Source organism: Sphingopyxis sp. GW821-FHT10B01 (genome assembly GCF_059415685.1).
This window is the reverse complement of record NZ_JBWKNS010000003.1, coordinates 141,128-164,829: the sequence shown is the minus strand read 5'-3', so window position 1 is coordinate 164,829 and position 23,702 is coordinate 141,128. Positions and strand designations below refer to the sequence as shown.

The following is a 23,702-nucleotide window of genomic DNA, read 5'->3' as shown; positions in this document are numbered from 1 at the left end:
AGGCGGCGGACGCTAATCCGGGTGCGGGGAGCGGGCAAGGCTACTCGTCGGTCGCGGCGGGGCTTTCGTCGAAGGAGTCAGGCGGCCTTCTTGGGCTGCACCGACAACTCAAGACCGAGGGCGTCGAGCACGGCTATCAGCGTTTCCAGCGTCGGATTCCCATTTTCGGATAGCGCGTTGTAAAGCGCCTGCCGTCCAAGTCCGGTCTTGCGGGCGATCTCGGTCATACCTTTCGAACGGGCGACATCGCCGAGCGCGCTAGCGATATGTCTGGGATCATTCCCTTCCATCGCCGCTTCAAGATAATAGAGGATATGTTCCTCGGTCGTGAGGTAGGTTGCTGCATCAAACGGTTGTAGCTCCGTCACGGCCTTCAATCTCTTCCTTCAGCCGCTTCGCGCGGGCGATATCATCATCCTGAGTGCGCTTGTCACCGCCGCACAACAGAATAACAAGCTCCTGACCGCGCCGGAAGAAATAAACCCGGTAGCCCGGTCCGTAGTCGATCCGCATTTCGAAAACGCCGCCCTTGACCGACTTATGGTCTCCAAAATTTCCGTTCGACGCACGTTTCAGGCGGTCTGCGATCTTTGCAACCGCCCGAATATCCCGCAACGAACCGAGCCAACGGGCGAATTCGGTTGTTTCCTCCAGCCGGTAAGTTTGTCCTATATAGAGGACGGTTTCAGAATTGTCAAGGCCTTGGGTCATGATTTGAGCGCGTCCATTCTCACCCAGTCCTCATCGACCGGGCGCCGAACGTACCAAAACCGCCATCCATTTACGTTTGTCCGTGAGATCGCGCTGGCTGCATCAGATGGGCTGGTCCGGACGTTGCCGAATTCATCGATCCATTGAGACCCTCTTATCTGTGCGCGATGGGTGCGGCCCTTGTAAGTAGCTCTGAAAAGAGTGCCATCAGGGAAAAACACATTTGAAAACCAAGCGCCGCTGACAGCGTTTCCGACGGGAAGGGGGAGGGTGTCTGGAATGCCGGGCGTATCGATTTCGCCAAAGACCGGACTCATTTCGGTCGCTGGCAGGTTCAGCAAACGGCGAATCGCCTCGTTGTAATTATCTCGTTCGTTCTGAAGCTTTGCCGTAAGTGCCTGCCAAACCTCAAAATCCACCTCAATCTGCATGCCATTTCCCCTAATAGCACGCAAATTATCTTAGATAGACAAAATAGTCAACGCCCCCACTTGGTCTTGCTCGACTTCCCGAACCGCCCCTTGCGCGTGCCCGGCTTGCCTTCGTTGCTCCGCCCGACTCGCGGCGCGACCTGCTCGCCTGCAGGCAGCCCCAGTTCGTCGGCCTCCAGCTTGCGAATCTCGTCGCGGAGCCGTCCGGCTTCCTCGAATTCCAGATCGGCCGCGGCGTCGCGCATCTTCTTCTCGAGGTCCTGGATGTACGCGCGCAGATTGTGCCCGACCATGTGCGCGGGCTTGTCCTCGCCGATGTCGATCGTCACCTGATCCTTTGACGCGACATGCGCGATGATGTCGCCGATGTTGCGCTTGATCGTTGTCGGGGTGATGCCGTGCTCGACATTATAGGCGTGCTGCTTTTCGCGGCGGCGGTCGGTTTCGCGCATCGCGCGTTCCATGCTGCCGGTGATGCGGTCGGCGTAGAGGATGACGCGGCCGTCGATGTTGCGCGCGGCGCGGCCGATCGTCTGGACGAGGCTGGTTTCGCTGCGAAGAAAGCCCTCCTTGTCGGCATCGAGGATCGCCACGAGCCCGCATTCGGGAATATCGAGCCCTTCGCGCAGCAGGTTGATGCCGATCAGCACGTCGAACACCCCGAGCCGCAGATCGCGAATGATCTCGATACGCTCCAGCGTCTCGACGTCCGAGTGCATGTAGCGGACCTTGAGCCCCGCCTCGTGGAGGAATTCGGTGAGATCCTCGGCCATCCGCTTGGTCAGCGTGGTGACGAGCGTGCGATACCCCGCCGCGGCGGTCCTTTTTGCCTCGACGATCAGATCGTCGACCTGCTCTTCGACCGGCTTGATCTCGATCGGCGGGTCGATCAGCCCGGTGGGGCGGATGATCTGTTCGGCGAATACGCCCTGCGTCCGGTCCATCTCCCATGTGCCCGGGGTCGCCGACACGCTCACGGTCTGCGGGCGCATCATGTCCCATTCGGCGAAACGCAGCGGGCGGTTGTCGATGCAACTCGGCAGGCGGAAACCATATTCGGCCAGCGTGATCTTGCGGCGGTGATCGCCCTTCGACATCGCGCCGATCTGCGGCACCGTCTGGTGGCTTTCGTCGACGAAGAGCAGGGCATTGTCGGGCAGATATTCGAACAGCGTCGGCGGCGGCTCGCCGGGCAGACGGCCGGTGAGGAAGCGGCTGTAATTCTCGATCCCGGCGCAGCTGCCGGTTGCGGCGATCATCTCGAGATCGAAATTGGTGCGCTGTTCGAGCCGCTGCGCTTCGAGCAGGCGGCCTTCGCTCTCAAGCTCCTTCAATCGCTCGGTGAGTTCGTGCCGGATCGCCTCGCTCGCCTGTTTCAGCGTCGGTCCGGGGGTGACATAGTGGCTGTTCGCATAGACGCGGACGTAATTGAGGGTCGCGATCTTCTTGCCGGTCAGCGGGTCGAACTCGGTGATCTCCTCGATCTCGTCGCCGAAGAAGCTGATCCGCCACGCCATGTCTTCATAGTGCGAGGGGAAGATTTCGAGATTGTCGCCGCGGACCCGGAAATTGCCGCGCGCGAACGCCTGATCGTTGCGCTTGTACTGGAGCGCGACGAGCTTGCGGATGATCTCGCGATTGTCGGCGACCTGACCTTTCTTGAGGTCGAAGATCATCGCCGAATAGGTTTCGACCGAGCCGATACCGTAAAGGCACGACACCGATGCGACAATGATCACATCGTCGCGTTCGAGCAGTGCGCGCGTCGCCGAGTGGCGCATCCGGTCGATCGCCTCGTTTACCGAGCTTTCCTTCTCGATATAGGTGTCCGACCGCGGCACATAGGCCTCGGGCTGGTAATAGTCGTAATAGCTGACGAAATATTCGACTGCATTGTTCGGGAAGAAGCTCTTGAACTCGCCATAGAGCTGCGCCGCGAGGATCTTGTTCGGCGCGAGGATCAGCGCGGGGCGCTGCAACTCGTCGATGACTTTCGCCATGGTGAAGGTCTTGCCCGAACCGGTGACCCCCAGCAGCACCTGGTCGCGTTCGCCATCGAGCGCGGTCGATACCAGTTCGCGAATCGCCGTGGGCTGGTCGCCTGCGGGCTCATAATCGCTAACTAACTCGAATCGTTTGCCGCCTTCGACCTTGTCGGGGCGTGCAGGACGGTGGGGGACATAGCCCTCCGCCGTGTCGATTTCATCGAGCGATGTACGAATCTGAATTGCCATTGCTGCCAATATGGTATCGATGGGGCGGGTCCACAATCGCAATGAATCAGAACAGAACCCCCCAAACGAATAGTCACAGGAGACAGGGTATGAAGAAAATTTTGACGGTCGCCGCCATTGGCGCCCTCATGGCAGTGTCGGGCTGCGGCAAAAGCGAGACCGCTGCCAGCGGTCCCGTGAAGCGCGAAGCCGGCAACTGGAAAACCGACGTCAAGCTGGTGAAGTTCGAAGTCCCCGGCATGCCCGCCGAGATGAAGGACACCATGGCGAAGGCGATGGAAGGCGCCAGCGGCATGGAGCAGTGCTTCACGAAGGAACAGGTCGAGAAGGAAGACATCGCGGCCGAACTCGCCAAGGGTCCGGGCAACGGCGGCGAGTGCACCTGGTCGAAGAAGGACATTGCAGGCGGCAAGATCGATATCGCCGGCACCTGCAAGGCCAATGGTCAGACCGTCGACATGACGATGGCGGGCACGATGGAGGCCAAGAAGACCGACGTGACCATCACGACCAAGGGCAAGGTCCCGACCGGTGGCGACATGGAAATGGTCATGCAGATGACCAGCAGCCACACTGGCCCTTGCAAGGCACCGGCGGCGACCTGATCCGTCATCGAAGTGGAACAAATGAAGGGGGCGTCAGTGAAAACTGGCGCCCCTTTTATATGGGTGACGTGGAAGAGGGAAAACCGATGCCCGGCCCTGTCGCAATGAGGGCCGGCGACTTGCGCGGCAACCGACTCTGCGCAGGCGGCGCTGCCCGACCTTGACCGGATAGGGGGCGGCGCTGCGACGCGCGGCCGGGCCGGACCATTCCGGTCTGCGGGCGAGGCTGCGTTTGCAAGATTGGTCGACTTGCCGGGCGACAGAACAGGTGGGGCTGTTGGCCGCCCGGCGAAGTCTAGAAATGAAGCCTGAGGGGGATCGAAGGGTGCCAGGGACCAGCTCGCACCTTTCGCCTTTCGGCTTCGCGCCGCGCCATCGTAGGAATGCCGCGACGTCCAAAAGAATGACAGAGTTTCGAAAACGCGGCAGTTACAAGGGGTCACATGCCGCGATGTTGCCGGTTGATAACCAATTCTTAACCGGGTTTCGCGCTTTTCCTTGCAGATTGGCGAGGGGGGTTTCTTCTGATATGACCCAAGGCCACCTTGTTACCGTTACGTCAAAGTAACAATGGGTGGCCGCGCTGGCTGATTGGCGTATCTACCGCACCGCCCGCCAGGGGTATTTGAGGGTAGCATGGACCACGCGAAAGCGAATGAGACACAGGATCCCGGCGAGATTGACCGGATCATTGCGGAAGAACTCGGGCGACTGCTCGATTCCCCGATGTTCGTCCGTTCGCCGGTGCTGTCGCGCCTGCTGCAATTCCTTGTCGAACATCGCCTGCGCGGGGGGCGTAGTTCACCCAAGGCCTATGCAATCGCGACCGAAGCGCTTGGCCGTAGCGAGGATTTCGATCCTGCTGTCGACAGCTATCCGCGCGTCATGGTCGGACGGTTGCGCAGCCTGCTCGACCGCTATTACGCCGATACACCATGGGTCCACCGCCTGCGCGTGCCGCAGGGGAGTTACGAAGTCGTCGTCCAGTATCGCTCGGCGCCCCCCTCGGCGCGACCGGCCGAAGAACAGGCCGATGGCGGTGACGTCAAGACCGCAGCCGCCGCGGCAGGTCCCGGGCGGCCGACGCCGTCGGGCCCTGCGCGAAGCGCGCGGGATGGCGGTGCCCGCTTTGGCCGGTGGGTCGTTGTGCTCATCCTCCTTGCGCTCGCGCTTTTTACGCTGTGGACACTCCGTGGCGGCCCCGACCGGCTGTTCGTCGGCGATCCGGTGCCGGTGCCGTTGATCGAAGTCAGCGCGCCGGCAGCGGGCAATCTGCCCGAATCGCGCGCGCTCGCCCGGGCGCTGGATGGAAAGCTGCGCGACGGGCTGCGGCGCTTCGAACTTGTCGATCTTTTGAGTTCGAAGCTCCCCGGCAGCGCGGTCACCGGCAACAGCGACTATCGTCTCGATACGTCGATCGTCCGCACTGTGGAGGGCACCGCCGACGTCACGCTGGTCCTCAACCGCGTCGCCGACCAGCGCGCGATATGGTCGCAACAACTGCGTCTGACCCGGGAGGAAACACCCGAGTTCACCGCGGTCGAGCCGCTTATCGCTCAGCTTGCCGGCGATTATGGCGTCATCGTGCGCGATCAGGTCCAGCGCCAGCCCGAGAAATTTTCGCCCGGCTTTCCCTGTCTCGCGCAGTTCAACCGGATGCGCCAGATGCGCAACACCGCGAACCCCAAGCAGGTCGACGCATGCCTCCGTGCGACGCTCAAGGCGAATCCGCGCGACCCTGTCGTGCTTTCCGCCTTGTCGCTGGTCAGATATGGTGACTGGCAGCCGCGCCGCATGACAGAGGAGGGCCGCACGGCAATGGGCGAAGCGCGCGCCCTTGCGCAGCGCGCCTATGAAAGCAGCCCCAATTCCGCGGCAGGGCTGTTCGCGATGGCCCGCGCCAATTTCTATGCGGGCAATTGCGGCGGCGGCAACAGCATGGGCAATGCCGCAATTGCACTGAACCCCTATGACGCCGACATGTCGGGCTTTCTCGGACTGTTCAAGCTGACGTGCGGGCAGGCGCCCGAGGGTGAGGCCCTGCTGCGGCGGTCGTTGGCGCTTGATTCCTCCTATCCCGGAGTCCCGGCGGTTACCTTGGCCTTCACCCTGTCGCAGCGCGGCGAGCAGGACGAGGCGCAAAAGATCCTCGACCAGATGCCGTCGCCCAGCAACATGGAGCCGCAATATATGATGGTGCGGGCGATCGTGCTGGCGCGGCAGGGCCATGTGGCGGAGGGCCGCGCCCAGTGGCAACGCCTGCTCGCCTATACCCGCCAGCCGGCCGGCGCGGCGCCGGAAAAGGTGCTGGGCCGGTTCGTCATCACCCCGGTGGTGATCCAGCGCGCCTCGGCGGCGCTTCGCGATTCGGGGGTCATTCCCGTCAAATCCGCGCCGTGATGCCTGCGCGCCGTGCCGGTCGGTTCGGTCTTGAAGGCGGCGACCGCATTGCCTATTTCGTCATGCAGGTGCCGGGAAGGGCGGAAAGGGACAGGTTCGGCCAACACTGTTAAAAAGGAGGGGCCCGGTCGATGCAGCGCTTCGCCGATCGGCCGGTGCCAGACCTCTTGCCAGTGCCGCCCACGGGCACTAGGGCAATTTTCAACATTCACGACATAGTCAGAAAAAAGGAACTGTGCATGAGCGATTCGGCCGAAAAGGTAAAAAAGATCGTCGTCGAACATCTGGGCGTCGAAGCCGACAAGGTAACCGAGGAAGCAAGCTTCATCGACGATCTGGGCGCTGACAGCCTCGACATCGTCGAACTGGTGATGGCATTCGAAGAAGAATTTGGCGTCGAAATCCCCGACGATGCGGCGGAAAAGATCGCCACCGTCAAGGATGCGATCGACTATATCGAAGCGAACAAGGGCTAATCGGGCCCGGTCCGGCATAGCCGGACGCGGCGGCAACGCCGCCCACGCGTTTCCGGCTTCCCGGTCCCGAGCGTTCGCGCGCAGTGGCCGGGAAGCTTTTTTTATGGCCCGGCCTTCTCTAGAAGCGCGCCGACTGATGTGATGCGGGTCCCCGGTGGGGACCGACGAAAGGAACGACTATGCGCCGGGTTGTGGTGACGGGTTTGGGTTTGGTGACGCCGCTGGGCGCCGATGTGGAAACCGTTTGGGCCAACCTGCTCGCCAGCAAATCTGGCGCGGGCACGATCACCCATTTCGACGCGTCGGACCAGAAGTGCACGATCGCCTGCGAAGTGAAGGGCCCCGACCATGAATATGGTTTCGACCCCGCCAAGCGCGTCGATCACAAGGTGCAGCGCCAGGTCGATCCCTTCATCATCTTTGGCATCGACGCCGCAGGGCAGGCGATCGAGGATGCGGGCCTCGAGGATATGTCCGACGCAATGAAGCTGCGCGCCGGTTGCTCGATCGGTTCGGGCATCGGCGGCCTGCCGGGCATCGAAAGCGAAAGCCTGCTTCTCGCCGAAAAGGGCCCGGGCCGCGTTTCGCCGCATTTCGTCCACGGCCGCCTGATCAACCTGATCTCGGGCCAGGTCAGCATCAAATATGGCCTGCAAGGCCCCAATCACGCCGTCGTCACCGCCTGTTCGACTGGCGCGCATTCGATCGGCGACGCGGCGCGGATGATCCGCGACGACGATGCCGACATCATGCTCGCGGGCGGCGCCGAGGCGACGATCTGCCCGATCGGCATCGCGGGTTTCGCACAGGCGCGCGCGCTCAACATGAGCTATAACGACCGCCCCGAACAGGCGAGCCGCCCCTATGACAAGGACCGCGACGGTTTCGTCATGGGCGAGGGCGCGGGCGTCGTCGTGCTCGAGGAATATGAGCATGCCAAGGCACGCGGCGCGAAAATCTACGCCGAGGTCGTCGGTTACGGCCTGTCGGGCGATGCCTATCACGTTACCGCGCCGCATCCCGACGGCTCGGGCGCTTTCCGCTCGATGGAAATGGCGTTGAAAAAGGCGGGCATGACCCCGGCCGACATCGACTATATCAACGCGCATGGCACGTCGACGATGGCGGACACGATCGAGCTCGGCGCGGTGAAGCGCCTGTTCGGTAACGAAATCGCCAATGTGTCGATGAGCTCGACCAAGTCGGCGATCGGCCATCTGCTCGGCGGCGCGGGCGCGGTCGAGACGATCTTCTGCATCCTCGCGATCCGCGACCAGATCGTTCCTCCGACGCTCAACCTCGACAACCCCGACGAGGGCACCGAAGGCGTCGACCTCGTCCCGCACGTCGCCAAAAAGCGCGTCGTAAAGGCCGCGCTCAACAACAGCTTTGGCTTTGGCGGCACCAACGCCAGCGTCATCGTCAAGGCGGTCGACTGATATACAGATCCTCCCTGTCGCGAAGCGATGGGGAGGGGACCGTTTGCGAAGCGAATGGTGGAGGGGCTACGACCGCTGCAGCATAAGCCCCTCCGTCAGCGCTACGCGCTGCCACCTCTCCATCGCTGCGCGACAGGGAGGATCGAAATCACCCTTTCCTACATTGCACCGCCGTGCTCTATCGCTCTGTCGCTGCGCCTTGGCTTAAAGCGACAAAGGCGACATTTTGAACGCGCGCATACGTATCTTTTGTCGCTTTAAGGGCAAGGTTGGGAGAACAGAGTGCATCCGTTCCGCTGGATAATGATCACGATCTTTGCGTTATTGCTCGCCGCCTGCTCGGGCGGCGCGCCGCGCGATACCGAGGTCGTCATCCCGCAAGGCACGAGCATCGCCAAGGCGGGCGATATCCTCGAAAAGGCGGGTGCGGTTTCGGCCTCCAGCTTCCGCAACGAGGCGCGCTTCTTCGGCTCGGACGACCCGATCAAGCCCGGTGAATACAAGATCGAGAAGGGCATGGACGCGGGCGATATCCTCGACCTGCTCCAGTCGGGCAAGACGATCCAGCGCATGGTCATGATCCCCGAGGGCATGCCCTCGATCATGGTGTGGGACCGGCTGATGGCCGAAAAGCGGCTGAAGGGCGAGATCCCGGTGCCGGCCGAAGGCAGCATCCTGCCTGACAGCTATGCCTTTACCACCGGCGAGAGCCGCGCTGCGGTCGTCAAGCGGATGCAGGCGGCGATGGACAAGGCGTTCAACGAACTCTGGGCCAAACGCACGCCGCGCACCGCGGTGAAGGATCGCAACGAAGCGATGACGCTCGCGTCGATCGTCGAAAAGGAAACCGGCGTCGCCGCCGAGCGCCGCACCGTCGCGGGAGTCTATACCAACCGCCTTGGCGTCGGCATGCGGCTTCAGGCCGACCCGACGATCATCTACCCGATCACCAAGGGCAAACCGCTCGGCCGCCGCATCCTGCGCTCGGAAATTCTGGCGGTGAACGGATATAACACTTACAGCATGATCGGCCTGCCGCGCGGGCCGATCGCGAACCCCGGCAAGGCGTCGATCGCCGCGGTGCTCGATCCCGAAACGAATGATTATCTCTTCTTCGTCGCCAAGGGCGATGGCGGGCATGTCTTTGCGCGGACGCTCGCCGAGCATAATGCGAATGTGCAGAAATGGTACCAGCTGCGGCGCGATCGCGGCGAGATGGAATAGGCACGGCAACTCCTGATCGTCGCCCCCGCGAAGGCGGGGGCCGCTGGAGAGGCAGTACAAGGTCGACAACGGCCCTCGCCTTCGCGGGGGCGACGGAGATACTATGACCGCAAAGCTTTTTCTCCACGGCGTTCCCGACAGCCCGGCGATCTGGCGCCCACTGCTCGCCGCGCTCGACCTCGGCGACACGCCGGTCGCGGTTCCCGCGCTCCCAGGCTTCACCGGCCCGCTCCCCGCGGGCTTCTCTGCAACCAAGGAAGCCTATGCCGACTGGGCGGCTGGGCAGGCCGAAGCTTTGTATGCGGCGCACGGCCCGGTCGATATCGTCGGGCACGACTGGGGGGCGCTGATCGCGCAGCGCGTCGCGATGCTGCGTCCCGACCTGATTCGCAGCTGGGCGATCTCGAACGCGGTGATCGACCCCGACTATCGCGGCCACCGGCTCGCGCGCATCTGGAACACGCCGGTGCTCGGCGAAATCTTCATGGCGCTGAGCAAGCCCGCCAAGCTGGCGGACGGCCTCACCGCGCAGGGCATGCCTGCCGACATCGCACAGGAAGAAGCGGTGCAATGGGCGAACAAGGACAAGCGCCGCGCGATCCTGAAGCTCTACCGTTCAGCGAAGGGGCTCAGTTTCGAGCATGACTGGGCGCGCGACATCGACAAGCTGCCCGCGAACGGCACCCTGATATGGGGTGAAGGCGACCCCTTTGTCGAGCTGTCGGTGGCACAGCGTTTTGCTGCGAACACGGGCACGCCGCTACGGGTGATCGCGGGGGCAGGGCATTGGGCAATCGCCGAACGGCCCGCCGAGGTTGCTGCTGCGCTGCAGGGATTCTGGACCAGCCTATAGACTGTTCGGCCCGCGGGGCATTCCAAATCGTGCAATCGAGGTTGATCGATAAATCCGATCAACCTCTGCCAATTTATCGATTGGACCGCGGCGGCCTTTCATGCGCTTAGGCGCACGAAATCAACAAAAGAGAAAGGCTCTTCCCATGATCAACCAGAATGTTCCCGCCGTGACGCTCAAGACGCGCGTCCGCGACGAAGCTGTCGACGGCCCGAACCCCTTCCGCTGGCAGGATGTCGACACCGGCGAAGCCTTCGGTGAAGGCCGTCACATCCTGTTCGGTCTGCCGGGCGCCTACACCCCGACCTGTTCGAACGAACAGTGCCCGGGTTTCGAGCGTCTGTACGACGATTTCGCCGCCGCCGGCGTTGCCGACATTCATTGCATCAGCGTCAACGACGCCTTTGTGATGTACAACTGGGGCAAGAGCCTCGGTGTCGAGAAGGTGAAGATGGTTCCCGACGGCTCGGGCGCGTTCACGCGCCGCATGGGCATGCTGATCAACAAGGACCATGTCGGCTTTGGCATGCGCAGCTGGCGCTACACCGCGATCGTCGATGACGGCGTCGTCGTCCAGATGTTCGTCGAACCCGGCATCAACGACGTCGGCACCGACAGCGATCCCTATGTCGAATCGACCCCCGAAAAGGCCCTCGAATGGGTGAAGGCGAACCCGTATCAGGGCAAGCTGTCGCAGGCGGCTTAAACCGATAAGCGGCCCGGCATCCCCCCCTCCCGTCCGGGCCGCTGGCGCCGTACCCATCATTGTGACCGCGACGATGGGTGCGGCGGACCAGCGCTATTTCGATAATTTGCGCGCGGCGCATTTCCCGCCCGAGCGCAACCATCTGGCGGCGCACATCACGCTGTTCCATCAGTTGCCGCCGTCGTGTCTGGATGAGCTCGACCGGTTGATTCGCCGCATCGTCGGCGACACGCCGCCCCCGGCGGCCAGCTTGCGCGATGTCTATTCGCTCGGCGGCGGGGTCGCGTTTCGTATCGACAGCCCCGATCTGCTCGCGATCCGCGACCGCATCGCCGATCATTTCACCGGAATGCTGACGCAGCAGGATCAGGGAACGCCGCGGCTTCATATCACCGTCCAGAACAAGGTGGCACCAGCCGAGGCGCGCGTATTGCAGGCGGATCTCGCCGCCGATTTCCAGCCGCGCGCGCTGTCGATCGGGGGACTGGCGGCGCATCACTATCTGGGCGGACCATGGGAGCCGGCGTTCGCACGCAATTTTCGCGGCGCGCGGGGATAGCAGCCGGGCCGGCCGCGCAAGTGACCATTTGAGGAAGTTGGTAGCGGAGGAGGGACTCGAACCCCCGACACGCGGATTATGATTCCGCTGCTCTAACCAGCTGAGCTACTCCGCCCCAAGGGGCCGCCGCATCGGGCGAGCAGCGCCTATAGGCAGGCTGCCGCCCCCGGTCAATATCCGACTTATTGTATCCGACCGCCGCCCGCCGGACGGCCGCGTGGATCTTCAGAAACCCCGGTTTCCCGTGGCGCACACCTGTTGGGTCCAGACATCAAAGACATTGCACCGGGGATCGATCCCGTCTCCTGTCCAAGCGCAATCTTTATCACATGGAATGATCAGTTATTCGCATTGGCGCCGAAAACCGACCTCGGTCATGCAGAGGGTATCCCCGGAGCGGGTGCGCCGGCTTGCGGCCGGAAAGCGGAAGATGCGGAAAGGATATTGTTTGTGCGGGAAGAGCGATTTTTGAGCCCTATATCGTCGACGAGGGGCCTGCGGTACGGCGCCTTGCTGTTCGGTGCATCGATGCTGTCCGCATGGTCCGGCGTCCCCGCGGCGTCTGCCTCTCCGTCGGCCGAAGCGGCACCGGCCATCCCGCGCAGCCTGTTGTTCGCGTCGCCGACCTATTCCGAGGTCCAGATCAGCCCTGACGGAAAGCAGGTCGCCTATCTCCATCCGGTGAACGGGGTCCTGAACATATGGGTGGCCCCCATCGGCGATCCGACGGCGGGCGCCCCGGTGACGCGGTTCGATAACCGGCCGCCCGACGGTTTCCAGTGGAGCCCCGACGGGCGTTTCATCCTGGTGATGAAAGACGTCGGCGGCGAAGAGCATAGCCAGCTCTGGATCGCGAATCTGGCAAAGAATACCGTCGTCAACGTCACGGCGGATCCGCAGGCCCAGACCAAGATCGTCAAAACCTCCGCGCGCCATCCCGGCGAGGTGCTCGTGGGCCTCAATATTCGCGATCGCCGCTACCGCGACATCTACCGGATCAATCTCGAGACCGGCGAACGCACGGAAGTTTACCGGAATGCGGACAATTATATCGACGTCGTCGCCGATCCCGATTTCAACATCCGGCTGGGGGTTCGCGGCAATAGCGACGGATCGTCGACCTATTTCCGCCTTGACCCCGGTGGCCGCAGCGAGCTGATGACCATCCCGCTTGCTGCGCTGCGTAACTCGCGCCCGCTGGGGCTCGACGGCAAGGGGCAGTTGCTGATGTTCGACAGCCGGCAATCCGACAGGGCGGCCCTCGTTTCTCTCGATATCGCGACGGGTGTGCGGACGCCGATGGCGGATGCGAAGCGCGCCGATATCGTCGAGGCGGTTTTCGACGAGAAGACCGGGGCCTTGCTCGCGACGCGCGAGGATCCGCTGGTCAGCGAATGGACGGTGCGGGCACCCGAGGTGCAGACCGAATTTGCGGCCATCGCGACCGCGCTGAAGGGGCCCTTCCGGATCGCGGGGCAGACGCCCGACAATGAACGATGGCTGCTGCTCGAAACCGAGCCGGGGCGTCCTGACCGATATTGGTGGTGGAACCGGAAAAGCCGCACCACCGCTGCGCTGTTTTCGACACGCCCCGAACTGGACCGGGCGGCGCTCGCGAAGCGTATTCCAGTGGCCATCGCATCGCGCGACGGCCTGACCTTGCCGAGCTATCTGACCTTGCCGGCCGGTGCAAAGCGGCGCGCCGATGGCATGCCCGTCACACCGGTTCCGCTGGTCCTGCTGGTCCATGGCGGACCGTGGCTGCGCGACGAACTTTCGTTCGACAGCCAGCACGCTTGGCTCGCCGATCGCGGCTATGCCGTGCTGTCGGTCAATTTCCGCGGATCGGGCGGGTTCGGAAGCGCTTTCATGGCGGCGGGCGACAAGCAATGGTCGGGAACGATGCACAACGATCTGATCGATGCCGTCGACTGGGCCATCGCGAAGGGTGTGACGTCGAGCGACAGGGTGGCCGCGATGGGGCTGTCCTACGGCGGCTATTCGACGCTCGTTTCGCTCAGCTTCACGCCCGACAGGTTCCAGTGCGGGGTCGATCTTGCCGGCCCCAGCAATCTGGTGCGCCAGGTCGCGAATATGCCCGTCTGGTGGACGTGGCAACGCCCGCAATTCGTCAACCGGGTGGGCGATCCGGAAACGAAAGAGGGCGCTGCGGATTTGATGCGGCGCTCGCCGATCGCGCGGGTCGATGCGATTTCCAAACCGCTGCTCGTCACCAACGGCGCGAACGATCCCCGGATATTCCCCAGCCAGTCGGAAGAAATCGTCGACGCGCTGAAGGCGCGGGGCAAGCCGGTGACCTATGCCTTTTATCCCGACGAGGGGCATGTCTATGCGAAGGATGCGACCAACATTTCCTTCGCCGCAGTGGCCGAGCATTTCCTGTCGAAATGCCTCGGCGGGCGCGCCGAGCCCTATGGCCGCGATCTTGTAAACTCGGGCATCGAGATCAGGACAGGGGCATCGCTGGTGCCGGGGCTCGAGCAGGCGCTGACGAAGCCGGAATGATGAGGAGCGGAGGGCGATAAAGCCCTCCGCCATTCCCTCGGCTGTCTATTTCCGCGTCGGCAGATATTCGAGGGTTTCGGTCGACGCCGCGGTAGCGCGGATCTCGGCATCGGTGAGCGGGGTTTTCTTGAGCTCGTTGGTCTCGTGCATCATCGTCTGGTCGGCGAGGTGCGGATTGCCCTTGCCCTTGGGATCGACGAACAGATTCTGGCCGCCGGCATCGATTACCGAATAGAGCGCGCGCCGGTCGCGCGCGATCTCCATCAGCCCGACCCAGCTCTCGCCGCCATTGTGCGGCGCCATCGTCGGGCCGAGGCGCAGGACCGCCGACAGGCGATGCTCGGGATAATCCTCGGCCATCTGCGGACGGTCGGGGGTCTCGAGCGACGCGTCGAAATATTTCCAGTAAATCGGCTGCTTCCACTCGGCCATATCCTTGCCGGGGAAGCGCGGTTTGACCTCGGCGATCGTTGCCTTGATCGTGTCGATCATCATCGCGGTGCGATCACGCCCGTTGAAATAGTCGACGCCCAGCGGCGCGCCGGCCTTGTCGCCCTGGAACGCGCGCAGCAGCAGGCTCGACTGATAGGTCAGGTAACGGTCGGTATCGATAGCCTTCCACCAGTCGCCCATATCGTCGCCGAACAGGGCCTTCGGCGCGACCTGCAGCCAGGCCCGGTAAAGCGTCAACCCCGGATTGTCGTATTTCTGGTCGGCGTCGCGGTCTTGATAGAGGCCGTTGAAGCTGAGCATCAGCTCGCCGGCGCGTTTGACTTCGGGGTCGTCGCTCGCCGCGATCGCGGCGCGGATATAGGGCGCGAAAAAGTCGGGCGCCGCCTGATTGCGGTCAACCGCGCCGAGCGCGTTGAAGATCTTTCCGTTGAACTCGCGCATGTCGAGCAAAGTCAGCGACTGGCCGGCCTTGGCGAGCCGGTCGCCGAGCCATGTGCGGAAGGTCGCTCCGATGCGGGCATTGTCGCCTTCCTGCGACCAGCCCGTCGCCTTGCTGTTCCACGACATGAAATAGCCTTGGCGAGGGTTGATCATGTGCGGCTTTTCCGCCGGAGTCAGGAAACCCGTCCACTCATATTCGCCGGTGCCCGGCGTCGGCAGCCGCGGATCGACCCCGGCGGCCTTTTTGGGGAGTGCGCCAGCTTCGAAATAGGCGATCGTGCCGTCTTCGCCGCCATAGCAGGCGCCCAGATTCCAGCCGAGACGATCGACGCCCTTTTCCCTGAATTCGGTCAGGCTCTTTGCGCGGCCCATTTCGGCAAAGGCGACCCATGTGTCGAGCTCGCGGCCGTGCACGCCCATCTGCTGCGCGTAAGCGGTGCCGTTTTCGATATCCCACGCGATCACCGGGCCGTGGATCGTCCAAGCGATTTCGTGGGTGAAGGGCTTGCCGTCCTTGACCTTGAAGGCCTCGGTGCGGTGCTCCATTTTCTTCCACGCGCCCTTGTACCAATATTCATACGGGTTCTTGGGGTTCAGCTTTTCGGCGAAGGTGGTGCCCGCTTCGCTGCTGCCCGACACCAGCAGCCAGCCGTGCTGCGCGCCGCGCCCCATCGTCGGGACGCCCCAGCCGGTCGAGCCGAAGCCCGTGTTGTCGAAGCCACCGCCCTTGAGGTGGATTTCAGGGCCGTCGGCGGTGGCCTCCAGCATCAGCACCTTGCCGCTCGCCGTCTTGGCGGGGCCGATCACCATGCAGCGGCTCGCGCCCTTTACCGGCTCGGTTGGCTTTGTCTGTGCTGAGGCGGAGGCGAGATTGCGATTTGGAGCCAGCTGCGCTGGCGAAAGGACCGGCTTGGGTATCGGCCGGGCAGGGGCAAGGTTGTCGCCGGCGGGAATGGTCGTCGGGGAATCGGGGTCGGAGATCGGCACGACATCGTTGAATATCTGCCACGCCTTGTCCTGACCGTAGCGCGCGGTCATCGCCTTCAGAAATTCGAGATTGCGGATTTCATAGGTGTCGCGCCCCAGCGGCGCGGCGCTGATCAGCGCGAGATATTCGGCGAGACTCCAGCGCGTCGGACGGATGCCCCAGCGGATGAACTCGAGCGGGGTCTTGGTCTCGGGATCGGCGTTCACTTCGTCGATGCGCTTGTTGATGCCATCGACCATCGCCTGGATCATCTTCTGATGTTCGGGGGCCAGCGCGCGATAGCGTTGCAGCAACTGCGCATCGGACAGCCGGCGCCCGCGCATCATCTTGTCGCTTTCGATCGCCGACTTGCCGACCAGCTCGGCGCGGCGGCCCTGCGTATTGTGCCGCGCCAGTTCCATCGCGGCGAGGCGGTCGTGCGCAATCGCATAGCCGGCACCGAACATCACCGCGTCGGAGGTGTCGGCCAGAACGTGCGGAACGCCATATTCGCCGCGATAGATGGTGACCTTCTCTTGTGCCTGCGCTGCCGTCAGCGTTGCGGACAGGAGTGCGAGGCAGCTTGCCTTGCGGAGCAGCGACGAACGACGGTTCGGCATAAGGGCGACCTCTCTACGAGCTTGATGAAGGGAGAAAATCTTCGGCCAGAGCGACCCACAACGCGGCGCCGGTGGGCGATATGCTGTCGTCATATTCATAATGATTATTGTGCAGCATCACCGAGCCGGGGCCGGTATCGCCATTTCCGAGCAGCAGGAAGCACCCCGGCACGACGTCGAGGTAGCGTGCGAAATCCTCGCCCCCCATCGCCGGGGCTTCGAGATCGACGAAGCAATCGGCGCCGATCAGCCCGATCGCGATGTCGCGCACCCGGCCATAGATGTCAGCGGGATTGTGCAGGGACGGGTAACCGCGCTCGTAATGCAGTTCGGCCTCAGCTCCAAACGAGCGTGCGACGCTTTCGACCACGTCGCGCAGTCGCTGCTCGACCAGATCTTGGCTCTGCCGCGACAGGGTGCGGACGGTGCCCGCGAGATACGCCTCGTCGGCGATGATGTTGAACGCGGTGCCCGCCTCCATCTTGCAGATCGACACCACTGCGGCGTCCATCGGGTCGACATTGCGCGCGACGATGCTCTGCACCGCAACGACGATGTGCGATGCGACGAGGATCGGGTCGATGGCGAGATGCGGGCGCGCGGCGTGGCCGCCCTTGCCCTTGACACTGATCTTGAACAGGTCGGCCGCGGCATAGAGCGGCCCGACGCGCCCCGCGAGCTTTCCGGCGGGGAGGCCGGGGCGATTGTGAACGCCGAAGATTGCCTGCATCGGAAAGCGTTCGAACAAGCCGTCGCGGATCATCGCGCTGGCGCCTCCCTCGGGATGCCCGTCGGCGCCGCTGTAGCCGAGCGATTCCTCGGCGGGCTGGAAGATGAGATGCACCGCGCCGTCAAAATTGCGCGTTGCGGCGAGATGTTTGGCGGCGCCGAGCAGCATCGCGGTGTGCCCGTCATGGCCGCACGCGTGCATAACCCCGGGATTGGCCGAGCTATGGTCCGACACGCGCGCCTCGGTCATCGGCAGCGCGTCGATGTCGGCGCGGATGCCGATGGCGCGGTCCGACTGCCCGGCGCGGATCGTTGCGACGATCCCGGTTCCGCCGATTCCGGTTTCGATCTCCTCGATCCCGAACTCGCGGAGCAAGTCGATGATGAAGGCGCTGGTACCATGCTCGTGAAAGCCAAGCTCGGGATGCTGGTGGATGTGCCGGCGCCAGCCGGTCATGTCGGCTTCGAGGTGCGAGAGATCGACAGGCATGGTGGTGTTCCTCACGGGCGGACGTGCCCCGGCAGTTGATAGAAGACCTGGGCGCCGGGACCCAGCGGCAGGTCGAAACCGACCCACGCGACGGTCATTGCGATCCCCATCGCCATGAAACAGAGCGCATAGGGCAGCATCAGCGCGAGCAACGATCCGACCCCCATGCTCTTGTCCCAGCGCTGGCAGAAGACAAGGACGAGCGGGAAATAGCTCATCAGCGGGGTCATGATGTTGGTGTAGCTGTCGCCCATGCGATAGGCGGCGGTGGTCATTTCGGGGCTGATGCCGAGCAGCATGAACATCGGTACGACGACCGAGGACAGGACGCTCCACTTTGCGGTCGCCGATCCGATGAACAGATCGAGCAGCGAGGAGAGAAGCAGCACGCAGACGAGAAGCAGCGGGGCGGGGAGCCCCATGCCCTGGAGCTTTGCGGCGCCGCTGATCGCGATGATCGGGCCGATGCCCGACCAGTTGAACATCGCCACGAAATGCGCGGCGAAGAAGACGAAGACGACATAGGGGGCGAGGGTCTTTACGCCTTCGCGCATCATGCCGATCACGTCCGACGAGCTTTTGATCACGCCCGTCGCGCGCCCGAAGACGGTGCCGGTGAAGAGGAACAGCAGGAACAGCGCCGCGATGATCGAGGCGTAGAGCGGTTGCAGCCGGATCGGTCCCTGCGCTTCCTGATCGATGAACGGCGTGTAGCCGGGCCAGAGGCATAGCGCGGCGAATGCGGCCATGACGAGCAGCGCAACAATGCCGGCGTGACGAAGCCCGCGGCGCTCGTCGGCGCTGAGTTCGCCCTTTTCAAGATCGGCGCGCAGCTGGTCGTCGACTTCCTCGTTCCACTTGCCCAACCGCGGCTCGACGATCTTGTCGGTGACGAACCAGACGATCGGGGTGAAGAAGACGACGATGCCGAGGATGAAATACCAGTTGCCGAGCGGGTTCATCGTCCAGCCGGGATCGACGATACGCGCCGCCTCCTGCGTGAAGCCGAACAGCAGGACGTCGAGCTGTCCGGGCATGATATTGCCGGCATAGCCCCCCGACACGGCGGCGAGCGCCGCGGCAATCCCCGCGAGCGGATGGCGCCCGACCGATGCGAACAGCACCGCGGAAAGCGGGATCAGGACGACATAGGCGGCGTCGGCGGCATGGTGCGACACCATGCCGATGACCGCGATCAGCGGGGTCATGTAGCGGCGCGGTGTGTTGCGCAGCGAACCGCGGATCAGCGCGAAGAACATCCCCGACCGTTCGGCGACCGCGGCGCCCATCATGATGGTGAGGACGATACCGAGCGGCGTGAAGCTGGAATAGGTGCGCGGCATTTCGGTGAACAGCCGCGTGATATTCTCGGCGGAGAAGAGGCTCGACGCGCGATAGGTCAGGACGCCGCCCGCGAGTTCGGCGTTCGCCGGCGCTTCCTTGCCCGTGTAGGGAAGCGAGGCGCTCCAGCCGAGGGCCGCGCCGAGCGCCGAAACCAGCATCAGCACGATGATGAGATAGATGAAGATGATCGTCGGGTCGGGTAGCAGATTGCCCACACGCTCGACGAAGCCAAGAAAGCCCTTTTGCCGGGCGGGGCGAACCGTTTCAGAACTCATGATCGCGCTTTCTGCATGGCAAACCGGTTTTTGCTAATGAAAGGAACGGGACCCGCGTGCCCGAGTGCGACGCGAGTCCCGTCTTTGCCGGTTTGGGATCAGAAGTTCACTTCAAGGCCGGCCCGGATCACGGGGCCAAACTGGTCAAAGCCGCCCCCCGACGGATCGATGACCTGAACCGACTCCATTACCGGCAAACGTACGTTGAACAGGTTGGTGACGCCAAAGGAGAATTTGGCTTCCTGATCGCCCTTGATCGGCAAGCTGTACGATGCCGAGATATCGTTGTAGAATTTCGACCCCGTCCGGTCGGGCGACAGCAGTTCGCGGCTGATGCCCGGCGAGATATCGGTCAGCGCCTGGTTCGACTGATAGCGGCCCTGCCAGCCGACCGTCAGGCCACCGACCGAATAGTTGAGGCCGACAACACCCTTGTATTTGGGATAGCCGTAAAAGCCCTCGAGCACGGTGTAGAGGTCGGGTCGCGCCTGAAAGGTGAAGGTCCGCAGCCGGTGCAGATAGGTAAAGGCGAGGTTGGCCGAGATGCGACCCTCGCCCAACGGACGGGCATAAAACACCTGCGTATCGAGGCCCGAAGTCTGCAGCTTCGACGTGTTGACATAGGTGCTGTTGCCGCCGGTGATGCTGAAGAAGTTCGGCCCCGGGGTCTTGTCGCGGGTGATCAGGGCGCACAGGTCCGGGTCGGGGCCGCCGGCGCGATCGACGCAATTTTCGGCAATCGCTTGCGGGCTGAGGAAGCTGATCGCGTCCTCGATCTTGATGTCGAACCAGTCGGCCGAGATCTGGAGGCCGGGCAGGAAATTCGGCGTCAGGACGAAACCGGCCGTCCAGCTGTCCGAAACCTCGGGCCGCAGATTCTGGTTGCCCGACACGATGAACGGTATGCCGATCCCGCCGCTGACGGGGACGAAGCCCGCGGGACGGCCCAGCGCGGCGCAGTTGGCGGCGCGGTTGGGATTTTGACCGAGGTTGTTTTGCGAACAGGGGTCGTTGACGTTGGTCGTCTGCCCCTCGCTCGGCCGGAAGGCTTCGAAGATGTTCGGCGCGCGAATGGCGCGGCTCAACGTCGCGCGCAGGCGGAAGCCGTCGACCGGCTCCCAGATCGCGCCGGCCTTCCACGATGTCGCCTGTCCTGCGTGGCTATAATCGGCGTGGCGCACTGCGCCCTCGACCGACAGCAGCTTGGCGAAGGGCATGTCGGTCAAAATGGGCACGCTCAATTCACCGAAGAGCTCGGTGACATGATAGCCGCCCGAATAATCCTGCGACGATGCCTGGTTGGTCACGCCGGCCTTGATCAGCGGATCGGTGGTCCGGCCGTTGCGTTCCTTCCGATACTCGGCACCCAGCGCGATGCCGATCGCCCCGCCGCCGGGCATGGTCAGGAACTTGCTTGTATCCCCGGAGAGCGAGAATCCGGCCGTGGTCTGGCGAACGAAGGCGTTGGATACCGTGGTCGTGCTGACGAAATCGCGCGCCTCCGCCGAACTGGCGGTCGAACCGAACGGATTGAAGGGCACGCAGGGGCCGCTGCCGACGATGGCGGGCCGGACATAGCCGACGGGTTGCAGCGAGGGGACATCCATACGGCAGCGAATCTGCCCCGAACCGGGATCGACCACGGCGTCGAGGGCGGCACGCAGATTGGGCAGGAGCATACGGTTGTAGCCGACGAACTTCGCCTTGGTGCGGCCATAGGTGCCATAAATATCGTAGCGGAGATCGGAGAAGCCGGTCTCGAACTCACCCTTCAGGCCGCCGACGAAGGACAGGCTGTTGCGATCGACCTGGCTATAGCGCAGCCCGACATCGGTGTAGAGACGATCGAGCGACAGTGTCGTTGCACCGGCCGCCAGCAATTGCTGGCGGAAAGCCTGATTCAGGAACGCATTCTGCGCGATGTTGATCGGCTGGGCCGCGCGGAGCACGGGCTGTCCGCGTCCATAGCTCGACGTGTTGTTATAGTCGGCGCCGAAATAGGCCCGCACGCTATCGCTGAAGTCGAAATGGGTACTGAGGTTGAGGTTGTAGCGCTCGATGTCCGGGACAATCGAAATCGAATCGTCGAAGCGGAAACAAGCCGGTCCGCAATTGTCGAATTTCCCGAACAGGCTGCCGTCGGTCAAAAGCGGCGTCGGCGCACGGCGCGGGGTGCCGTCATCGTTGAAGACGAACGCACCGAGGCCGCCCGTGTCGCCGCGCAGGCCGACAGCGCCATAGCCCGAATATTGAAAGGCTTCACCGCCGGGAACGACAATATAGTCGGGGATGCCGTCGTTCGGGCCGGTATCGGCCGGATTGATCATCGCGACATTGTTGTGCATGTCGGCTTGGCGCGGGGTGATTTCCTTCACCTTCGTATAATCGGCCGCCACGGTGATATTGCCGCGACCCTGGGCGAAATTCTTGCCCGCGACGATGCTTCCGCCGTAGGTGAAGCCTTCAGAGCCGCGTGCCGGCTGCGACCCGTTGAACGACAGGCGAACGCCGTCGAAATCGTCCTTGGTGATGATGTTCACGACGCCCGAGACCGCGTCCGAACCATAGATGGCCGACGCACCGCCGGTGATGATTTCGATCCGCTCGATCAGATTGGGGTTGATCGAATTGAGGTCGAGCGCGGCGCTGTCCGTGGCGCCCGCGACACGGCGTTTGCCGTTGACGAGGGTGAGCGTGCGGTTCGACCCGAGGTTGCGCAGATCGACGACCGCGAGGCCACCGCTATTTTCGCCGCGCGAGCCCGAGGCCCCGCTCTGCTGGCTCTGCTGCATGCTGCCCGAAAAACCGATCGCGGGTTGCTGGGCAAGGGCGCGACCGATGTCGAATTGTGCGTTGTTGTTTTCGAGGGTTTCGGAGCTGACCACGCCGACCGGGGTTGGAAGGTCGAGGACGGGGCGGCCGATGCGCGAGCCGGTGACGACGATGTCGGTCCCGTCCACTGCGGCTTCGCCGGCGACGCTATCCTCGGGGGCGTCCTGTGCCGCGGCGGGAGTCGCCATTCCGGCCATCATCGCTATCGCGAGGAGGGAGCTGGAAATCCTGAATTGCTTGTCGAATTTGCTGTGTGCAGTCGGCCCCTGGATCATGTTTATCTCCGCCCTTTGACCCCTCTGCCACTCGTTCCGTTCGTCGGGCGATGCGGGGGCTCATTCTGTCTAGGTAAACGCAGGTCGTGATCCCAATGCCGGTTCGACATAGAATCATTCACTCAGGGATTTGACTGCAATATCCGACATATAGCGTAGACAAACGGGCGGCCGGATCAGGAGGCGCCCTCTTCGGGGTGTTTTTTGAGCCGGCTCCAGAATGCTTCGACGCTGGGGCTTCGCCGCGCGATAGGCTTGTATATCCGGATCTCGATCGGAACATGCCATTGGGCGTTGCCGGCCAGCACGAGCCGCCCGCTTTCGAGATCGGCCCCGGCGAGGCTGAGCGGCGCCCAGCATAGGCCGCGTCCGTCGCGCGCCATCGACAGCAGCGCCGATGCCATATGCGACCGGAAAACGGGCCGAAGCTTTGCTGCGCCCGCTGATACGATCTGCGCCGCCTGCAGGATGCGTCCCATCCCCGACCGTTCCTCGAACTCGAGATAAGGCAGGGGGTGTTCGTCGGACCCCGGGAGCTGGTGGGTGGGCGCCCCGTCGCCAAGAGGGGCGGTGACCGGCAGCAAGACGTCGCTGCCGAGATGGAGCGAAGCGAAGCCGGCGGGATCGAGGCGATGCGATGCCGCGGTGTGATGATGGCACAGCAGGAAATCGGCCTTGCCTTCCAGCATGAAGCGTTCACAGGCGACCATGTGGTCGGCGATCAGCGTGATCGTGCCGGCCTCTTGCCCATTGTCGAGGCTGCGCAGCCACGACGGGAAGAAGGAGGTCGACAGGGCATGCGTCGACGCAAAGCGGATTTCGTTGCTGAGCGTGCCGCCGATTTCGCGGACATTGTCGCGGCCGAGTGCGAGGCGCCGCAGAATATCCTCGGCGAGCACGCGAAAGGCCAGCCCCGCTTCGGTCAATGCGATCCGGTGGGTGTCGCGGTCGACCAGGGTCGCGCCGACCCAATCCTCGAGCGCGCGGATTCGCCGGCTGAATGCCGGCTGGGTCAGGTTGCGCCCCTCGGCGGCGCGGGAGAAATTGCCTTCATCAGCGAGCTTGATGAAGTCCTCTAGCCACATGATATCCATAAGAATCCATCTGTCGCA

Annotated in this window: 18 protein-coding genes and 1 tRNA gene; 9 read left to right on the top strand and 10 right to left on the bottom strand. The window is 63.3% G+C overall.

What is annotated here, in order from left to right:
* Positions 1-77: 77 nt before the first annotated feature.
* The 4 genes from AC07NV_RS09710 to uvrB are packed head-to-tail and all read right to left on the bottom strand — an operon-like array spanning position 78 to position 3,376.
* Positions 78-368: an addiction module antidote protein gene (locus AC07NV_RS09710; RefSeq protein ID WP_495166697.1), complete on the bottom strand. Its 291-nt coding sequence runs from the start codon at positions 366-368 to the stop codon at positions 78-80.
* On the bottom strand, positions 346-711 hold the full coding sequence (locus tag AC07NV_RS09705; protein ID WP_495166142.1) for a type II toxin-antitoxin system RelE/ParE family toxin: 366 nt from the start codon (positions 709-711) through the stop codon (positions 346-348). Before AC07NV_RS09705 ends, AC07NV_RS09710 begins: the two co-directional genes overlap by 23 nt.
* Positions 708-1,142, bottom strand: coding sequence for a hypothetical protein (locus tag AC07NV_RS09700; RefSeq protein ID WP_495166141.1), 435 nt, complete (start codon positions 1,140-1,142; stop codon positions 708-710). Before AC07NV_RS09700 ends, AC07NV_RS09705 begins: the two co-directional genes overlap by 4 nt.
* Before the next feature lie 47 nt (positions 1,143-1,189).
* A complete protein-coding gene (gene uvrB, locus AC07NV_RS09695) occupies positions 1,190-3,376 on the bottom strand; it encodes an excinuclease ABC subunit UvrB (protein WP_495166140.1) in 2,187 nt (728 codons plus the stop codon).
* A gap of 89 nt (positions 3,377-3,465) precedes the next feature.
* Between uvrB and AC07NV_RS09690 the strand changes: the two genes are divergently transcribed.
* From AC07NV_RS09690 to AC07NV_RS09655, 8 genes are all read left to right on the top strand, one after another.
* Entirely contained in the window at positions 3,466-3,981 is a 516-nt protein-coding gene (locus tag AC07NV_RS09690; RefSeq protein WP_495166139.1) for a DUF3617 domain-containing protein, read from the top strand.
* A 636-nt stretch (positions 3,982-4,617) separates the two neighbouring features.
* The gene (locus tag AC07NV_RS09685; protein ID WP_495166138.1) at positions 4,618-6,381 is read left to right on the top strand and encodes a tetratricopeptide repeat protein; all 1,764 of its coding nucleotides are present in this window, start codon (positions 4,618-4,620) and stop codon (positions 6,379-6,381) included.
* Between the two features lie 239 nt (positions 6,382-6,620).
* Positions 6,621-6,857, top strand: coding sequence for an acyl carrier protein (locus AC07NV_RS09680; RefSeq protein ID WP_003039428.1), 237 nt, complete (start codon positions 6,621-6,623; stop codon positions 6,855-6,857).
* 179 nt (positions 6,858-7,036) lie between these two features.
* The gene (fabF, locus tag AC07NV_RS09675) at positions 7,037-8,296 is read left to right on the top strand and encodes a beta-ketoacyl-ACP synthase II (protein ID WP_495166137.1); all 1,260 of its coding nucleotides are present in this window, start codon (positions 7,037-7,039) and stop codon (positions 8,294-8,296) included.
* A 303-nt stretch (positions 8,297-8,599) separates the two neighbouring features.
* The gene (mltG, locus tag AC07NV_RS09670) at positions 8,600-9,520 is read left to right on the top strand and encodes an endolytic transglycosylase MltG (protein ID WP_495166136.1); all 921 of its coding nucleotides are present in this window, start codon (positions 8,600-8,602) and stop codon (positions 9,518-9,520) included.
* A gap of 103 nt (positions 9,521-9,623) precedes the next feature.
* Complete coding sequence (locus AC07NV_RS09665; protein WP_495166135.1) at positions 9,624-10,373, top strand: alpha/beta fold hydrolase; 750 nt, start codon at positions 9,624-9,626, stop codon at positions 10,371-10,373.
* A 145-nt stretch (positions 10,374-10,518) separates the two neighbouring features.
* Positions 10,519-11,079, top strand: a complete 561-nt coding sequence (locus AC07NV_RS09660; RefSeq protein WP_495166134.1) for a peroxiredoxin — start codon at positions 10,519-10,521, stop codon at positions 11,077-11,079.
* 73 nt (positions 11,080-11,152) lie between these two features.
* The gene (locus AC07NV_RS09655) at positions 11,153-11,638 is read left to right on the top strand and encodes a 2'-5' RNA ligase family protein (RefSeq protein ID WP_495166133.1); all 486 of its coding nucleotides are present in this window, start codon (positions 11,153-11,155) and stop codon (positions 11,636-11,638) included.
* A gap of 38 nt (positions 11,639-11,676) precedes the next feature.
* Here AC07NV_RS09655 and AC07NV_RS09650 read toward each other — a convergent pair.
* Positions 11,677-11,753: transfer RNA gene (locus AC07NV_RS09650), tRNA-Met, on the bottom strand.
* A gap of 353 nt (positions 11,754-12,106) precedes the next feature.
* On the opposite strand from AC07NV_RS09650, the gene AC07NV_RS09645 reads away from it, so the two are divergent.
* Positions 12,107-14,164 (top strand): S9 family peptidase, encoded by a 2,058-nt coding sequence (locus AC07NV_RS09645; RefSeq protein WP_495166132.1) that lies wholly within the window; start codon positions 12,107-12,109, stop codon positions 14,162-14,164.
* A gap of 45 nt (positions 14,165-14,209) precedes the next feature.
* On the opposite strand, the gene AC07NV_RS09640 is transcribed toward AC07NV_RS09645, so the two are convergent.
* The 5 genes from AC07NV_RS09640 to AC07NV_RS09620 form a co-directional block, all read right to left on the bottom strand.
* Complete coding sequence (locus AC07NV_RS09640; protein ID WP_495166131.1) at positions 14,210-16,645, bottom strand: penicillin acylase family protein; 2,436 nt, start codon at positions 16,643-16,645, stop codon at positions 14,210-14,212.
* A 13-nt stretch (positions 16,646-16,658) separates the two neighbouring features.
* Positions 16,659-17,864 (bottom strand): M20 aminoacylase family protein, encoded by a 1,206-nt coding sequence (locus AC07NV_RS09635; RefSeq protein ID WP_495166130.1) that lies wholly within the window; start codon positions 17,862-17,864, stop codon positions 16,659-16,661.
* 11 nt (positions 17,865-17,875) lie between these two features.
* On the bottom strand, positions 17,876-19,483 hold the full coding sequence (locus tag AC07NV_RS09630) for an AbgT family transporter (RefSeq protein ID WP_495166129.1): 1,608 nt from the start codon (positions 19,481-19,483) through the stop codon (positions 17,876-17,878).
* Between the two features lie 98 nt (positions 19,484-19,581).
* On the bottom strand, positions 19,582-22,503 hold the full coding sequence (locus tag AC07NV_RS09625; protein ID WP_495166128.1) for a TonB-dependent receptor plug domain-containing protein: 2,922 nt from the start codon (positions 22,501-22,503) through the stop codon (positions 19,582-19,584).
* Positions 22,504-22,766: 263 nt separating this feature from the next.
* Entirely contained in the window at positions 22,767-23,684 is a 918-nt protein-coding gene (locus tag AC07NV_RS09620; protein WP_495166127.1) for a LysR family transcriptional regulator, read from the bottom strand.
* Between the last annotated feature and the right edge of the window lie 18 nt (positions 23,685-23,702).

Bases quoted from the DNA above. Each gene is read 5' to 3' on its own strand.
- AC07NV_RS09630 (WP_495166129.1), bottom strand. From the start codon at position 19,483: ATGAGTTCTGAAACGGTTCGCCCCGCCCGGCAAAAGGGCTTTCTTGGC.
- AC07NV_RS09705 (WP_495166142.1), bottom strand. From the start codon at position 711: ATGACCCAAGGCCTTGACAATTCTGAAACCGTCCTCTATATAGGACAA.
- AC07NV_RS09665 (WP_495166135.1), top strand. From the start codon at position 9,624: ATGACCGCAAAGCTTTTTCTCCACGGCGTTCCCGACAGCCCGGCGATC.
- AC07NV_RS09655 (WP_495166133.1), top strand. From the start codon at position 11,153: ATGGGTGCGGCGGACCAGCGCTATTTCGATAATTTGCGCGCGGCGCAT.
- AC07NV_RS09660 (WP_495166134.1), top strand. From the start codon at position 10,519: ATGATCAACCAGAATGTTCCCGCCGTGACGCTCAAGACGCGCGTCCGC.
- AC07NV_RS09700 (WP_495166141.1), bottom strand. From the start codon at position 1,142: ATGCAGATTGAGGTGGATTTTGAGGTTTGGCAGGCACTTACGGCAAAG.
- AC07NV_RS09625 (WP_495166128.1), bottom strand. From the start codon at position 22,503: ATGGCGACTCCCGCCGCGGCACAGGACGCCCCCGAGGATAGCGTCGCC.
- AC07NV_RS09635 (WP_495166130.1), bottom strand. From the start codon at position 17,864: ATGCCTGTCGATCTCTCGCACCTCGAAGCCGACATGACCGGCTGGCGC.
- uvrB (WP_495166140.1), bottom strand. From the start codon at position 3,376: ATGGCAATTCAGATTCGTACATCGCTCGATGAAATCGACACGGCGGAG.
- fabF (WP_495166137.1), top strand. From the start codon at position 7,037: ATGCGCCGGGTTGTGGTGACGGGTTTGGGTTTGGTGACGCCGCTGGGC.
- AC07NV_RS09680 (WP_003039428.1), top strand. From the start codon at position 6,621: ATGAGCGATTCGGCCGAAAAGGTAAAAAAGATCGTCGTCGAACATCTG.
- AC07NV_RS09620 (WP_495166127.1), bottom strand. From the start codon at position 23,684: ATGGATATCATGTGGCTAGAGGACTTCATCAAGCTCGCTGATGAAGGC.
- AC07NV_RS09690 (WP_495166139.1), top strand. From the start codon at position 3,466: ATGAAGAAAATTTTGACGGTCGCCGCCATTGGCGCCCTCATGGCAGTG.
- AC07NV_RS09685 (WP_495166138.1), top strand. From the start codon at position 4,618: ATGGACCACGCGAAAGCGAATGAGACACAGGATCCCGGCGAGATTGAC.
- mltG (WP_495166136.1), top strand. From the start codon at position 8,600: ATGATCACGATCTTTGCGTTATTGCTCGCCGCCTGCTCGGGCGGCGCG.
- AC07NV_RS09640 (WP_495166131.1), bottom strand. From the start codon at position 16,645: ATGCCGAACCGTCGTTCGTCGCTGCTCCGCAAGGCAAGCTGCCTCGCA.